General features: G+C 65.8%; 5 protein-coding genes. 1 reads left to right on the top strand and 4 read right to left on the bottom strand.

The window, feature by feature from the left end:
• Positions 1-208: 208 nt before the first annotated feature.
• The 3 genes from M0D43_RS12180 to glyQ all read right to left on the bottom strand — a co-directional run bounded on the left by M0D43_RS12180 (position 209) and on the right by glyQ (position 5,080).
• Positions 209-1,798, bottom strand: a complete 1,590-nt coding sequence (locus M0D43_RS12180; protein ID WP_252164827.1) for a tetratricopeptide repeat-containing sulfotransferase family protein — start codon at positions 1,796-1,798, stop codon at positions 209-211.
• Positions 1,798-3,969, bottom strand: a complete 2,172-nt coding sequence (gene glyS / locus M0D43_RS12175) for a glycine--tRNA ligase subunit beta (RefSeq protein ID WP_252164826.1) — start codon at positions 3,967-3,969, stop codon at positions 1,798-1,800. Before glyS ends, M0D43_RS12180 begins: the two co-directional genes overlap by 1 nt.
• A 202-nt stretch (positions 3,970-4,171) precedes the next feature.
• Positions 4,172-5,080: a glycine--tRNA ligase subunit alpha gene (gene glyQ, locus M0D43_RS12170; protein WP_252164825.1), complete on the bottom strand. Its 909-nt coding sequence runs from the start codon at positions 5,078-5,080 to the stop codon at positions 4,172-4,174.
• Between the two features lie 89 nt (positions 5,081-5,169).
• Between glyQ and M0D43_RS12165 the strand changes: the two genes are divergently transcribed.
• Complete coding sequence (locus M0D43_RS12165; protein ID WP_252164824.1) at positions 5,170-6,984, top strand: GspE/PulE family protein; 1,815 nt, start codon at positions 5,170-5,172, stop codon at positions 6,982-6,984.
• 397 nt (positions 6,985-7,381) lie between these two features.
• On the opposite strand, the gene xopAD is transcribed toward M0D43_RS12165, so the two are convergent.
• Complete coding sequence (gene xopAD / locus M0D43_RS12160; protein ID WP_260807232.1) at positions 7,382-16,039, bottom strand: XopAD/skwp family type III secretion system effector; 8,658 nt, start codon at positions 16,037-16,039, stop codon at positions 7,382-7,384.
• Positions 16,040-16,101 lie beyond the last annotated feature (62 nt).

Here is a 16,101-nt window from a genome sequence, read left to right as displayed (position 1 = left end):
GCTGCCGCTGGCATTTTTGGGCTTGCGACGCAACTGCGGCACTATTGCTCACCTGCATGCCAGGGCACGCATTTATGACGTGGCGCGAGCGGGTTCGGCTAACGCCACGGCTACCCACCGAGGCGACTGCATGGGTGCGCGTCGGATTAAAGGCAGTTGAAACGCACCTGCAGCGCGTCTGGCGCGACGCATCGGACACGTGCCGTTGTTAATGCACGCCAGCATCGATCAGGCCAGCCTCCGACAACGCCTGCCGCAACGGTTCCAGCTGCGACGCATAGCGCCGCCATTCCTCCACGTTGCGACTGTGCACGCCCTCGCGCACCTGCACGCTGCTCAGCGTCGCCGAGGCCGCTGCATTGCGCGTGATATCGATTTGTCCGGGCTCGATGTCCAGCCCACACCGTGCCATCAACTGCTGCAATACGGTGGATGGAGCACGCACCATCTGCGCGTAGTCCACATCGATCACCCGGCCCGGCAATGCCGCGCGCCAGTGCGCCATCAAGCCGTGATACGCCTGGTAGTGACGCGCCAGGGTCTGCAGGTCGTAGCTGTAGGCATACGAATCGCCGAACAGCGCGCGGTAATTGGAAAAGCACACCGCCATCGGCTCGCGCACCAGATGCACGATCAACGCGCCCGGCAATGCGCGCGCAATCGCGCCGATCGCCACCGCATTGGCGGGCAATTTATCGATATACCAACGCGCCGATCCGGCACGCCATTGGGTCTGTTCCAGGTACCGCGCACCGATCTGCGCGTAATCCAGCGTCGGGAACGCCTGCAGCAACCGTGCGTCCAGCAGGCTGCGCCCGGCCTGATCCGCACCCCAGCGCAACTGATGGCCGAAGTCGTTCAACTCGCCTGCCGACACGATCTGCGAATGATTGCCCAGCATGCGCTCCAGCACCGTGGTGCCCGAGCGCGGCAAGCCAAGCACGAAGATCGGCTGCGGCCCTTGTACGGTGCCGGTGTCCTGCGCTGCAAACACGCCTTGCGCAGCCAACGCACCCAGCTGCGCGTACAGCGCGGCTTCGGCATCCGCATCGTGGCGCAGACGTGCATGCATCACCGCATTGCCGTGCTGTAGCGCGTCCCAGGCGGCCTCGGTGTTGCCGAGGTCCTCCAGCTCCTTGTACAACGCGAACGCCAGCCCGGCACGCTCTTCGCTCTCGGGTTTGGAGCGCTGCAACTGTTGACGTAATTGCTCGACGTGGTTGCTGCTGACGGTCTGACGGCGCAACCGCGCACGCGTGAGTGCCGCACGGCCGTAGCCGGGCGACAGCGCCAGGGTCTGCTCCAAGGCCTGCGCTGCGTCATCCAGGCGACCATTGAACTGCAGTTGTACCGCAAGAAAGAAACGGAAGTCCGGGCCATCGACTCCGCAGGCCTGTGCCCGCTGCATCATCGCCAAGGCATCGACGTGTTCGCCCAGGGATTGGTGCACGTGTGCGAGCAAGGCCAAGCTTGCGCCGTCGCGACACTGCATCACCGATGGATGACGCAATAGCGCATGCAATTGACGATGCTCGCCCACGCGTAACAAGGCCTGCGCCACACGGCAACGCATCGCCACATCGTCGCCAACATCGCGTGCGGCCAGCCGTAGCTGCGTGACCGCTTCGCGCATGCGGCCGTTGGCCAACACGGTGCCGGCCAGCAGCACGCGCGCAGACACGTGCGTCGGTTCGACATCCAGCAGCGCCTGCAGTGCGGACGCAGCTACATCCAGATCGCGACGTGCCAACGCGGCCTGGGCGGTCTGCCAGTGCAGCGCGCCCGCCGAACTGGCCATCAGCTGGACAGATGCTCGATGGCGGCGACGCTGCCAAGGCGGTCGCCGAGCTTCTTCAACAGTGCAAGTCGGTTGGCGCGCAGCTGCGGGTCGTCGGCATTGACCATCACGCCGTCGAAGAATGCATCCACCTGCGGACGCAGGCGCGCCAGGCGCGCCAGCACGGCAACGTAGTCGTGACGATGCAGCGCATCGCCGGTATCGCCGATGGCCGCTTCCACCGCTTCGGCCAAGGCTTCTTCGGCCGGTTCGCGCAGCAGCGTGGTGTCGATATCGCCGGGGATCTCGCCGTCGACCTTGCGCAGGATGTTGCGGATGCGCTTGTTGGCCGCAGCCAGGGCTTCGGCTTCGGGCAGCGTGGCGAAGATGCCGATGGCGTCGATGCGGCGGTCGAAGTCGTAGAGGGACGCCGGCCGCAATTCTGCGACGGCGTTGAAGTGGGTGGCGGGGACGCCTTTGTCGGTGTAGTAGCCTTTCAGGCGGTCGAGGATGAAGTCGTAAAGCTCACCGTACATATCGAAACTAAAAGACTCTGCTGCAAAAGTTCCGTCCTTTACGTTTACGCCTTTTTCTTTTGCCTCACTGGCAACCTTCAACGTGTCGTTTGCTTTTTTACTTACTATTGCCATTTTTGCTTGATTAATTGCAACTGCGAGCAATTCATTCAAATCCAGGTCAAACCCACTCTCAATCACCGTCCGCGCCAACCCCAACGCATTACGCCGCAGCGCAAACGGATCCTTGTTGCCAGTCGGCTTCAGGCCCGCCGCAAACCCACCGGCCAGGGTATCCAACCGCTCGGCAATCGCCAGCACCTTGCCCAGCGGCGACAGTGCGATGTCGTCGCCGGCAAAACGCGGCTGGTAGGCCTCGTCGATGGCAAGCGAAATCTCGCTCGGCTCGCCTGCGGCCTTGGCGTAATGACGCCCGGCAATGCCCTGCAGTTCCGGGAATTCGTTGACCATGCGCGATTGCAAGTCGTTCTTGGCCAGCTGCGCAGCCCGACGCGCCTGCACCGGATCGGCACCGACTTGCGGGGCGATCAATTCGGCCAGCTTGGCCACGTATTCCACCTTGTCGGCCACCGTGCCCAGCTTGGCCTGATAGGTCACGCTGGCCAGACCCGCGCCCATCGCTTCCAGCCCCTGCTTGAGGTCTTCGTCGAAGAAGAACTTGGCATCGGCAAACCGCGGGCGGATCACCCGCTCGTAGCCCTTGGCCACTTCGGCCACGTCCTTGGAGACGATGTTGGCGATGCCGATGAACTGCTCGGTCAACTTGCCGCCGTCATCCAGCACCGGGAAGAATTTCTGGTTGATCTCCATGGTTTCGATCAACGCTTCCTGCGGCACCGCCAGGAAATCGCGCTCGAAACTGCACAGCACCGCCGACGGCCATTCGACCAGGTTGACCACCTGCTCCAGGTTGTCGTCGCCGATGCGTGCGCTGCCGCCGGCCTGTTTGGCAGACGCTTCCACTTCTTCAACGATGCGGGTGCGGCGTGCATCGGGATCCACCAGCACATGCGCAGCACGCAGCGCATCCACGTAGTCGCCGGGCGCCGCCAGCGACACCGGGCCCTCATGCATGAAGCGATGCCCGCGCGTCACGCGATCGCCGCGCACGCCCAGCAATTCGGCAGGAATCACCTCGGTACCGAACAACAGCACCAACCATTGCACCGGCCGTGCGAAGGCATATTCGTGGGCGCCCCAGCGCATCGGCTTGGGGATCGGCATCGCAGCAATCGCCTCGCGCAGGATCTCCGGCAACAGCGCGGCGGTTTGCGCGCCCGGCGTCACCGCGCGATGCACGAAACGCTCGCCCTTGGCGTCGCTGGTGCGCTCCAGCGCGGTCCAGTCGATGCCGGCCTTGGCGGCGAAACCGACCAAGGCCTTGGTCGGTTGGCCGGCAGCATCCAGCGCGATATTGAGATACGGCCCCAGCACTTCGGAGCGCTGCTCCGGCTGCTCGGTGGCCACGCCCGGCAGCAGCACCGCCAGGCGCCGCGGCGTGGACAGCGGCTTGGCATCGCCACGGGTGACGGCGATGCCGCGCTTTTCCAGCCCGCTCAACACGCCGTCGAAGAAGGCCTGCGCCAGGCCCGGCAGCGCCTTGACCGGCAGCTCTTCGGTGCCCAGTTCGATCAGCAGGGGGTGCATCTGAGTCATTGCGTCGGACCTTGGTTTTCGCTTCGTTCGTCAACCGACGAAGGTGGCTTGATGATGTCCTTCTCCGGCGTGCGGGAGAAGGTGGCGCGATGCGCCGGATGAGGGTTGCGCGGCGGCGACGGCGTGCTGCCCCCATCCGCCCTGCGGGCACCTTCCTCCGCCAGTGGGGGAAGGCAACCGCATCAGCGTTTTGGGAAAAGCATCAGTGTTTGACCCCGGGAAACCCCAGCTTCTCGCGCTGTGCGTAATACGCCTGCGCCACGCTTTGCGACAAGGTGCGCACGCGCAGGATGTAGCGCTGGCGTTCGGTCACGCTGATCGCGCGGCGTGCATCCAGCAGATTGAAGGCATGGCTGGCCTTGGTGACCTGCTCATACGCCGGCAACGGCAGGCCGACCTCGACCAGATGTTTTGCTTCGGCTTCGCAGGCGTCGAAGCGGTGGAACAGCTCGGCCACATTGGCGTGTTCGAAGTTGTAGGTGCTCTGCTCCACCTCGTTCTGGTGATACACATCGCCGTACGTCACTGCGGCGCCGTCCGGACCGTAGGTCCACACCAACTCGTAGACGTTGTCGCAGCTCTGCAGGTACATGCACAGCCGCTCCAGACCGTAGGTGATCTCACCGAGCACCGGCTTGCACTCCAGTCCGCCGGCCTGCTGGAAGTAGGTGAACTGGGTCACCTCCATGCCGTTGAGCCAGACTTCCCAGCCCAGGCCCCAGGCGCCGAGCGTGGGCGACTCCCAGTTGTCTTCGACAAAGCGCAGGTCGTGCACCAGCGGGTCGATGCCCAGCGCCTTGAGCGAGCCCAGATACAGATCCTGGATGTTGTCCGGGTTGGGCTTCATCGCCACCTGGTACTGGTAGTAGCGCTGCAGCCGGTTGGGATTTTCGCCGTAGCGGCCGTCGGTGGGGCGGCGCGAAGGTTGCACGTAGGCGGCATTCCACGGCTCCGGGCCCAGCGCGCGCAGGAAGGTGGCCGGATGGAACGTGCCCGCACCCACTTCCAGGTCCAGCGGCTGGATCAGTACGCAGCCCTGATCGGCCCAGTACTGGTTGAGGGTCTGGATCAGGCCCTGAAAAGTGATTGGAACGCGCCGGGAATCGGACATGCAGCAAAGGCCGTGCGGAAGGGGTGCGCTAGTATACCGGCCGACCCGCGGCGCTTTGCTGCGGAGCACCGCTGCAGGGGAAGACACGCATGGAACAGCGGCGCACCGCCGATCCGGATAACGCAGTGGCACTGCTGCCGCGCGGCCGGCTGATGTTCGACCCGGTGGCTGCCGCCCTGCTGGCCGACGGCATGGTGGTCCCGCACGAACACGAGCGTGTGCAGTTTTCCGCCAGCGGCGCGCGCAGTGCCAGCGATGTACATCCGCTGGTGCTGCTGGCCAATCTGAAATTGCATGCTGCACAACCGCCGGCCGGCGAGCTCGGGCTGGAGCGGCTGACCGAATGGCTGGCCACCCGCACCGGGCTGCGCTATCTGCGTATCGACCCCACCCGCATCGATGTCGCCGCCGTCACTGGCGTGGTCTCGCACGCCTACGCGCGCCGCCATCGCATCCTGCCGTTGGCGCTAGATGCCGAGCGCGTGCTGATCGCCACCAGCGAGCCGTTGGCGCTGGACTGGCTGGCCGACGTGCAACACCTGAGCCGGCGCCGCATCGAGCTGGCGCTGATCAACCCGCTGGACCTGCATCGCTACACGATGGAGTTCTTCGGCGTCACCCAGTCGGTGCGCGGCGCACGCAGCGATGCACGCAGCACCGAATCCAATGTCGGCCTGCCCAGCTTCGAACAACTGGTGGAACTGGGCCGCGCCGGCGACGTCAATGCCGACGACCACCACATCGTACATATCGTCGACTGGCTGCTGCAGTACGCCTACGAGCAGCGGGCCAGCGACATCCATCTGGAGCCGCGTCGCGAGGCTGGGCGCATGCGCTTTCGCATCGACGGGGTGCTGCACAAGGTGCTGGAAGTGCCGCCGTCGGTGATGACCGCAGTGGTCAGCCGCATCAAGGTGCTCGGGCGCATGGATCTGGCCGAACGCCGCCGGCCACAGGACGGCCGCATCAAGACCCGCTCGCCGGGCGGGCGCGAGGTGGAAATGCGTTTGTCGACGATGCCCACCGCCTTCGGCGAGAAGTGCGTGATGCGTATCTTCGACCCGGATTCGGCATTCAAGAGCATCGAGCAACTGGGTTTCAGCCCCGAAGAGGCCGCCGGCTGGAGCGCGCTGGTCGAGCGTCCGCACGGCATCGTGCTGGTCACCGGCCCCACCGGCTCGGGCAAGACCACCACGCTGTATTCCACGCTCAAGCGGCTGGCCACGCCGGACGTGAACGTGTGCAGCGTGGAAGACCCGATCGAAATGATCGCGCCGGAATTCAACCAGATGCAGGTGCAGCAGAACATCGATCTGGACTTCGCCAGCGGCGTGCGCACGCTGCTGCGCCAGGACCCGGACATCATCATGATCGGTGAAATCCGCGACCTGGAAACCGCACAGATGGCGGTGCAGGCCTCGCTCACCGGGCATCTGGTGTTGTCCACGCTGCACACCAACGATGCCGCCTCGGCGATCACCCGCCTGCTGGATCTGGGCGTGCCGCATTACCTGGTGGCGTCCACGCTCAACGGCGTGCTGGCGCAGCGGCTGGTGCGCACGCTGTGCGTGCACTGCAAGCGCCCGCATACGCTCAGCGACACCGACTGGGCGGCCATCCGCGAGCCCGGCGAAGCGCTGCCGGCACCGCTCAACGTGCACGCGCCGGTCGGCTGTCTGGAATGCCGCCGCACCGGCTACCTGGGCCGGGTGGGCCTGTACGAACTGCTGCCGGTAACCCCACGCCTGCGCACCCTCATCCGCCCGGACACCGAACTGGCGAGCTTCAGCCAGGCCGCCCGCGGCGAGGGCCTGCGCACGCTGCGCCGGACCGGCCTGGAAAAGGTCGCCGCCGGGTTGACCACCATCGAAGAAGTACTGTCGGTACTGCCGCCGCGGGAGTAGACGCGTCCTTCGTCCTGACGACCACGCCGCTTGCGCGTGCATGCTCCGTAGGGGACCTTCGACGCCGCGAGGCCTCGAGGGCCGGCAGGGATCGGTTGAAGACGTCTCTCTGCTGACAGCAGGACCGATGCCTGCCGATCGCTCGTGTTCGCTCAGGCGCACGGTGCTTGCCATGCACGCAGCAACACCTCCGGTTTGCACGCCGTTCTCGCACACGTCGCGGTCGATCGCCATGACGGCGATCGACGCATTCGCCCGCACCTGCGAGCCGCACGCGCTTGATTCCCGCACCAGTGGAACTCGTTGCTCATGCCTTTAGGGTGGAGATGTCGTATGGCTCACAGCTGGACCCTCCTGAGAGCCGCAGTTTCGCGACGTCTTGCGCGCTGATTGGTCCTCATGCGCGGCCTCCAAGCCGCTCGATGTGGGCGGGCTTGCTCACCTTGGCTGTCATCTCGTGCATCGCCTTTCTGTGCCCTGCGATCTCCTGCGTCAGTTTTGCCTGCCTGACCGGGTCGGGCTGAGGTTTTTGCCGTTCCCTGTCGAGGCGTGTCTGCGCCAACTGCATCCGCTTGTACGACAGATGCGTTTGCGCCTTGGCGTCGAAACTCTGCGCAGTGTGGAACTGCACTTCAAACGCGTAGCCCTCGGCATCGATGAAGCTGGCATTGATGCCCCGGTAGGTGCCGTCTCCCGAGGTAAAGTAATTCTTCAGCTTCACGCACGTCATCCCCTGCCGACGCAGTGCGTCCTGGGCCGCCTGCACCTTCGCCACGAAACCCTCGGACGGCAACTCAAGCGCATAGCGCAGCGCATCGCCTACGCTCTGCGTAGCCTGTTCGGCGGTCATGCCGGCGCGCAGATGGCGCCGGATCTTGTCCTTGATCGAGGCGACCGATTTCTGGAACGGAGCCTGTTGCATCTGCTCGATCCGGCCCTGCTTGGCGTCGTAGCGCACGTTGCCCCATAGCCGCGCGCCCAAACCTTCGGCCAGCGTGTTGAGCACCGGCGTCAGCGACGCTTGCTTGTCTGTGGCGGTGTTGAACACGCTGTGTGCCGGCGATGCGTCTGCATTGACGGGGACCTGTTCGGAGGCAAGCGTCGGCAGTGTGCTTGCCAACGCCGGCACGGTCTCTTCCTGCCAGTCGTCGATCTCCTCGCACCCTGGCGGCGAGGCCACGCGCTTGAAGGCCTCCAGCGCAGGCGCCTGCAGGGTGCGCTGCTCGGCCCGCGAAGCGCCGCCAACCGCCAGCGCATGGGTGCGCTTGTACAGATCGTGGAAGCGCTCCTTGAGCGCGAAGGTCTCCGGGGTGTGGAACTGGATCTCCCACAGCGCACCGTCAGGGCTGCGCAGCGTGACATTGATGGCCTTGAAGGAGGGCGGGTAGACGGTGAATTGATTGGTCAGCTTGACCCGTGCATGGCCCTGATCGTCCAGTGTGGCCAGCATGGCGCGCAGGCCGGCGGTAAAGTCCTGCGGTTCCAGCACCACGCTGTAGCGCAGCGCGTCGTTGACGCCGGCTGCCGCCTCTTCCAGCGTCTGCTTCTTCAACGCCACCCGCTGCCTGAGCTTTTCCTGCAACGAGCCGTAGGACTTCAGTTGATGCTGTGTGCCGGCCAATTGCCCACCATGGCGGGCGGCAACGCGCTTGAGCATGTCGGTGACCTGGGGCTCCATCTGGCGGGCACGCATCAGCAAGGCCTGTGCCTCAGCCGCAATGTCCTGCGGCTGCACGGCGCGCAGCCGCTCGGCCGGCGGTTGCGGCCGGTCGATCCAGCCGGTCTGCTGTAGCGCCTCAAGCGCGTCTTCCATAACCCCAGCGGCCATCGACGGCATGCGCTGCAGCAGCAGCTTGGTCTGTTCGGGATCGAAGCGCCCGTCCTGCATGGCCCGGGCGGTTGCCCTGCTGTAGGGCACGCTGCGGACACGCTCGGCGAAGCCGCGCTCGGCCCGTTCGCAGGCCTCCACGATCTTGGCGAACAGCGCCGTGCCAGTGTCGGACTTCAGCGCATCGGTGCCGACCTTGATCGCGATGGTGAACAGGTTGCGCATGGTCAGTTCCGGCTCGCCGGGGATGAGCCCGGGTTGCCCGTCCGGGAACTGCGCATGCGACAGCCGGCACACCGGGTAGTTGTCCAGAATCGCGTGGATGCGTGCGTCGACGCCAGAGGCGGCCTCGTAGGCCTTGGCCAGGCCGGGAAACGCCTCAGCCAGGGCCTCGGGCAACGCCGGCGCGGTGCTGTCGACGGCCGGGTCCGCCGCAAGCGCAAGCAGCTGGGCGTGCAGCAACGCGGCCGCCTGGCGCGCCTCGGGCAGGTGGGCGCGTTCGATCGCCTCGCGCGCCTGCACGCGCAGCGTGGCCAACACCTGAGGATCGCGCGCCTCCCCGTCGAGCAGCTGGCGCAAGCCGTTGCGCAACTCGCGCTCGATGCCATCGTAGGTGCCGAACATCATGTCGCGCGCCATCGCTTCGCGCAGTTCGTCCGGCTGCCCCATGAAACGCGCCGCCAGCGTGGCCGCCGCTGAGGTGATGCGCTGACCGCGCTTGAGGGACATGATCTCCGACAGCCGTCCGGACTGGTAGTGGCCGCTGACCGGGTCGATGGCCGGCGTGGCCGTCTTCGGCGGCTTGAAGGACTGTTGCCGACCGCGCCGGGCCTGGCGATCCACCATCACCCGCGAAATCAGCGCGGCCAGCTTGGGATAGCCTGCGTAGACGAAGGCGTCGTCGCCGTCGGTATCCATGTTGCGTTTGCGCAACTCGTCGATCGGCAGTGCGCCCAGGCGCCCAGGCTCCACGATGTCCTTGAGCCGCAGGCTGCCGGTGCTGAGGATGTCGCGCGGCAAGGCACCGCGGTCGCGGCCGCTCGTCCAGCACGACAGCGTCTTCAGATCTTCCTTGGAGCAGGCCAGGTCGGTGTCGCTGAACTCAGCCGGCCACTGCTGCTCGGGCACCACCACCAGCATGCCCTTGCTGTGCAGCATCTGCGGATCGACGCCGGAGCGATCATCGAAACCGGTGTAGCTGTACTGGATGCCGAAGCACTGGGAGAGGAACGCGGCGGTGGCGTCGCCCTTGGCCACGGTGGCGATGCGCTGCTCCGGCACCGGCAGCAGATTTTCCTTGTCGTAGGGAGGCTTGCCGAGCAGCAACGGGCCACCGGCCAGGTCGAAGGCCTGGCTGCGCTGCTGCGGCAGATGCACCTTGTCGTCGGCCGACGGCACCGCCCGCACCCGCTGACCCTGGTAGCCACCGCCGATGAGCGGCCTGTACACCCACAGCGGATCATCGCCTGTCGGCTCCAGTGTCTGCAGCCGGTCCTGCATCGCCGCGTGCGCCTCTTCCAGCGCCGCCGCATCGCGCGGGTAATGCTGCAGCGCCTGCGGTGGCATCAGCGAAGGACCCTTGTCCTTGGCCACCAGATCGCGCTGCTCCTCGGTGGCCTGGTTCGCCTGCACCGCGTGCCAGGCCTCGTAATGCTTGCGGAAGGCCGGAATGGACAAGGCCACCCCCAGTTTCAGGAAGCCGCAGCCATCGTTGGGGCACAGCGCCAGGGCAGTGCCATCCACGGCCAACGGCTTGAACGGATGCGCAGGGCCCTCGACGTCATCGAACACGCCCAGGCGCAGGGTGCCCTCCACGACATGGTCGCTGGGCACCATCTCCAGCAGCGAGCGCTGCATGCGCGACCAGTCCTCGCGTTGCGGAGCGAGCTTGGCCGCCAGGTGCATCAGGCTGCTGCCCGGGGCGGTGTCGGCATAGCGGAACGCCGGCAACAGCGACGCCGACTCCTTCCTGTGAGACAGCACCAGGCTGCTGCTACCGGATTTGCTGCGCGCCGCGCGGCTGCCGCCGAACAGGTCGAAGCGCCAGGGCTCGCCGTTGTAGTTGAACGTCCGCGCGAGCATGAAGGTCGATAGCTCGCCAGGCAGTTGCACCTCCACCAGCGGCAGCCCGGTCAGGCGCGCAAACAGCGAGTACGGCTTGTCCGATTCGGACTGGTTGCTCGACAGCTCCTTGCCCACCAGATCGACCACCACATGGGTCGTGCTGCCGCGGCCGGGCGCCGGTGCCACCGGCCGGCCGGGAACCGAGGACATGCTCAAGCGCCCACTGTCCAGGTCGAAGCGGGTCGGTGGATGGGCCTGGGTAATCGCCGGCGCTTCCTTGGCCATGCGCAGGTCCAGGGCGTCGAACACCTGGTCGCCGGCCTCGATCTGCGCGATCAGGTTCCAGCTCATCTCGCCCAGGTCCGCCTCGATCGCCTCACGCGTGCGCGCCAGCGTCAGGTCCACCCACTTCACCAGTTCGTCGCGGTGCTGGCGCAGTTCCTTGCGCGGGCCGTCAAGATGGCGCGCTTTCCATTGCCGGCTCACCACCGCGTAGGCCTTGAGCACCTGGTAGAAGGTCAGCGCCGGGCAGCGCGTGGCGTGCTGTTCGATGTCGGCCGACGCGCCTGCGCCATCGTCGCGCAGGTACAGGTCGATCTTGCGCGCGACGATGGGCTGCAACGTGTCGAACACGCGCAATGCCTGGACGCGGTGGCGGGGGCTCAGCTCCGGACTGCGGATCAGCGGCAATAGTCCCATGCAGAGGCTGCCGATCCCTTCAAGGCTGGTCTGGCGTAATTCATCGTCCCCGATCAGGGCCGACACCCGCTCCAGCGCGGGCTGTCCCAGCGGACGCATCTGGCGCTGAAGCCGCGCCGATGCAAGGGCCTTGAAGAGCACACCGATATCGACGGCCGAAGCGGAGGCAAAATGCTCGCGGTGCACATCCAGGTGCCCGGCCATCGCCTGCAGCTTGGCCACAGCCAAGGTCCGGAACTGCTCATCGTCCTCTTCGTCCAGATGCAACAGCCGGGACGTCGCGTTGGCCATCATCGCGATCCCACGCATCTGGAACTGCCGCCAGGGCAGCTCGGCCGAGCCTGCGCGTTCGGCGAGCAGCACGAATGCCGACTGGCACACTGGCCTGGCGAGACATTTGCTCAGCGCGTTGAGCGCGACGGCCACGCCTTGCGGGTCCAGGGCTTTGCGCGAATCGGGCTCGTTGGCCAGCTTCGCAGCCAAGACGTCGATGGCTGTCTCGCAGGCGGGCGTGCCGGGCCATTTGCTCAGGGCATTGAGCGCTTGGCTCACGTTGATAGGGTCGAAGACCTGACGCAAGCCGGCATCGTTGGTCAGCCGCTCGGCCAGTGCGCTGGCAGCGGCCGCGCAGACCGGCGCGTCGGGCCATTTGCTCAGGGCGTTGAGGGCGTTGCCAACGCCTTGCGGGCACAGATCCTTGCGCAACCCGGGCTCGTTGGCCAGCCGTGCGGCCAGCGCGTCGACGGCAACCGCACAGACCGGCATCTCGGGCCATTTGCTCAGGGCGTTGAGCGCATTGGCCACTCCTAGCGCGTCGAGGGCATTGCGCAACTCGGGATCGTCGACCAATCGCTCGGCCAGCGCGTTGACCACCTCACCACAGACCGGCACGTCCGGCCATTTGCTCAGCGCGTTGAGCACTTGGGGCAGGTTGGAAGCGTCCAGCGCCTTGCGCAGATCGGGATCGTCGGTCAGCCGCTCGGCCAGCGCGCTGGCAGCGGCCGCGCAGACCGGCATGTCCGGCCATTTGCTCAGCGCGTTGAGCGCAGTGGCCACGCCATGCGCGGTCAGGGCCTTGCGTAACTCGGGTTCGTCGGCCACCCGTGCGGCCAGCGCACTGACGGCGGCCGCACAGACCGGCATGTTCGGCCATTTGGCCAGGGCGTTGAGCACGGTGGCCACGCCATGCGCGGTCAGGGCGTGGCGTAACTCGGGTTCGTCGGCCAACCGCTCAGCCAGCGCGCCGCCGGCGGCGGCACAGACCGCGTTGTCGGGCCATCTGCTCAGGGCGTTGAGCACGGTGGCCACTTGCTGCACATCGAAGGCCTTGCGCAACCTGGGTTCGGCGGCCACCCGTGCGGCCAGCGGGCTGGCAGCGGCCGCACAGGCCGGCGTGTCGGGCCATTTGCTCAGGGCGTTAAGCGCGTTGGTCATTTCTCGCGGCTTGAGCACGTCGCGCACATCCGGCTCGCGTATCAGCCGCTCGGCCAGCGTGTTGGCGGCGTCCGCACAAACCTGTTTGTCGGACCATTTGCACAGGGCGTTGAGCGCGGTGGACACTTGCTGCGCGTCGAAGGCCTTGCGCAACCTGGGTTCGGCGGCCACCCGTGCGGCCAGTGCGCTGGCAGCGGCCGCACAGACCGGCGTGCCGGGCCATTTGCTCAGGGCATTGAGCGCAGTGGCCACGTCTAATGGATTGAGATCCTTGCGTAATCCGGGATCGGCGGCCAGCCGCTCGGCCAGCGTACTGACGGCGGCTGCACAGACCGGGGTGTCAGGCCATTTGCTCAAGGCATTCAACGCGTTGGCCACGTCCAGTGAATTGAAGGCCTTGCGTAACAGGGGATCGCCGACCAAGCGCCCTGCCAACATGCGGGCGGCTTCCGCACAGACCTCGGTGCCCGGCCATTTACTCAAGGCATTCAAGACGTTGGTCACGTCTACCGGGCCAAGTTCCTTGCGCAGGTCGGGCTCGTCGACCAGCCGCTCGGCGAGCGCGCTGGCGGCCTCAGCACACACCGCCGTGTCCGGCCATTTGCTCAACGCGTTGAGCACGATGACCACACCTTGCCGGTCCAGGTCCTTGCGCAACTGGGGCTCGTCGGCCAGCCGCTCGGCCAGCGCGCTGGCGGCAACCTCGCAGACCTGCTTGTCAGGCCATTTGCTCAAGGCCTTGAGCGTGGTGACAACCTGGTGTGCGTCGAGCGCCTTGCGCAACTGGGGCTCGTCGACCAGTCGCTCGGCGAGCGCGCTGGCGGCCTCTCCGCAGATCGGTGTATCCGGCCATTTGCTCAGGGAATGGAGCGCGATGACCAGTTCCTGCAGCTTGAGGGCCTTGCGCAACCTCTTCTCGTGGGCCAGCCGCGCGGCCAGCGCGCTGGCGGCCTGCCCACAGATCGGTGTATCCGGCCATTTGCTCAGCGCTTCCAGCGCTTGGGTCACGTTGAGCGGGTCCAGAGCCTTGCACAACTCTGGATCGTGGGCCAGCCGCGCGGCCAGCGCGCTGGCGGCCTGCCTACAGATCGGTGTATCCGGCCATTTGCCCAGCGCATTGAGCGCGTTGGCCACACCTTGCGGGTCCAAACCATTGCGCAACTCGGGATCGTCGACCACGCGTTCTGCCAGCGCACTGCCGGCCGCTGCACAGACCGGGGTATCGGGCCATTTGCTCAGCGCGTTGAGCACGTTGGACACGCCCTGCGGGTCCAGGTCCTTGCGCAGCTCGGGGTCGTCGACCACGCGTTCTGCCAGCGCACTGGCGGCAGCCGCACAGACCTGGTTGTCGGGCCATTTACTCAGGGCGTTGAGCGCGTTGGACAGGCCTCGCGCGTTCAGGGCCTTGCACAGCCCGGGGTCGTCGGTCAGCCGCTCGGCCAGTGCGATGGCGGCCGACGCACAAACCGGTATATCGGCCCATTTGCTCAGCGCGTTGAGCGCTTGAGTCACGTTGATGGGGTCGAGGGCCTTGCGCAAGCCGGGATCGTCCACCAACCGTGCGGCCAGCGCACTGGCGGCCGCCGCACAGACCTCGTTGTCGGCCCATTTGCTCAGGGCGTTGAGCGCGTTTCCCAGTTCTTGCGGCTTCAGTTCCTTGCGCAATCTGGACTCGTCGGCCAACCGCTCGGCGAGCGCGCTGACGGCATTCGCGCAGTCCTGCGAGTCGGGCCATTTGCACAGGGCGTTGAGCGCGGTCGCAACGCTCTGGGCATCCATGGCCGAACGCAGGCGGTAGTCGCTGGCGACAAGCGCGGCAAACCGGTGCGCCATCGCCTGGCAGTCCGGGTTATCGGTCCACTTGCTGAAGGCATTGAGTGCCAGGCTGATGTTCTGCGGACTCAGGTCCTGTCGGGCGTGGTCGTCACGCCGCAGATGACGTGCCAGACGCGCCACCGCGCGTTCACACCGCCCGCTGTCGAGATTCTTCGAGAAGGCATTCAGAAACAGAATTGACGGGTAGCCTCCCAGCCCCACCAGATCGTCGGCCTGCGTGAGCTCTCCGGCGATCCACGCGATTGCCTCCATGCATGCGGGCTGGTTCGCGTGCTTGCTCAGCTTGTTGCCCACGTGCGCCAGCTGCTTCAGCGATGCCCCTTCGAACCATCCGGTCTCGGTGAGATAGTGCGCCGCAAGCTCGGTGCAACGATCCAGATCGCGGGGCGTCACACCTGCCCTGGCGCGCCGTGCAGTGGCAATCAACTGGAGGTATTTGTCCAGCCGCTGCGCGTTAAGTTGCGCGGCGACATTCTCTTCCAGGAAGGGCAACGCCATCCCGTCACGCATGCGATGCGCCAGCTCGTTGTCATATGCCATCGACACGCACAGGCCAGCATTGTGGTTGCGAGCGATTCCGTGGGGCTCGCTCAACTGTCGCTGCTGCTGCAGTCGCTGTGCCTGTAGCCGTTTTTTTGCCGACCAGTCCAGCTGATGTTCCGCCCTGCGAAGGTCGTCGGTCGTCAGCCCGATGCCATGGAATGGCCGCTTTGACTGCCGAGATGGCCCCTGCTCTTCACGCGGTCGCTTTCTTGCAGACCACTCGGACGGTTGTTCGCGCGGTCGAAGAGATGCCCTCGCCTCCAAACCATGCTGCGACGATCGTTGTAGCCGATGATGTGCTGACGACGCGCCGACGTCAGCGCTCACCTTGTCCGGGTACCGCTCGGTTTTGATGCGCTCGTTTTTTTCGGCAGAGGGCTGCCACTGCCGAAATCGCCTGTCCCATGCGCCTTCGCTGGCATCGATTTCCTCTTTTTTTACCGCGCTTGCCGTAAAGGGCTGCCTGTCGCGCGTCGACGCCCCTGGGTCATCCGACTCTATCCTCCGCCGTTTTCTAGGCGGTAGTCCAAGCGGTTGATGCGTGCCGCTGCTGCTGGCTGCTGCCTGATCCTCCGTTAGCACGGGCTTTTCGGCATGAGGGTAAGGCGAGTTTGTGCGGAACGAATGTGGATTGGTGGCATGGGTTTTCATGCCCGGAAATTTAGTCAATCTGTCCGCGAGCGACTTCTTCAATACGAAGCGCCGACGACGTG

The sequence above is a fragment of the Xanthomonas prunicola genome, assembly GCF_025266575.1.
Taxonomy (GTDB): domain Bacteria; phylum Pseudomonadota; class Gammaproteobacteria; order Xanthomonadales; family Xanthomonadaceae; genus Xanthomonas; species Xanthomonas prunicola.
This window is presented reverse-complemented; position numbering and strand designations above follow the sequence as displayed.

What these genes read in the sequence shown, in the direction of transcription:
- M0D43_RS12165 (WP_252164824.1), top strand. Translation starts at nt 5,170, where the DNA reads ATGGAACAGCGGCGCACCGCCGATCCGGATAACGCAGTGGCACTGCTG.
- glyQ (WP_252164825.1), bottom strand. Translation starts at nt 5,080, where the DNA reads ATGTCCGATTCCCGGCGCGTTCCAATCACTTTTCAGGGCCTGATCCAG.
- glyS (WP_252164826.1), bottom strand. Translation starts at nt 3,969, where the DNA reads ATGACTCAGATGCACCCCCTGCTGATCGAACTGGGCACCGAAGAGCTG.
- M0D43_RS12180 (WP_252164827.1), bottom strand. Translation starts at nt 1,798, where the DNA reads ATGGCCAGTTCGGCGGGCGCGCTGCACTGGCAGACCGCCCAGGCCGCG.
- xopAD (WP_260807232.1), bottom strand. Translation starts at nt 16,039, where the DNA reads ATGAAAACCCATGCCACCAATCCACATTCGTTCCGCACAAACTCGCCT.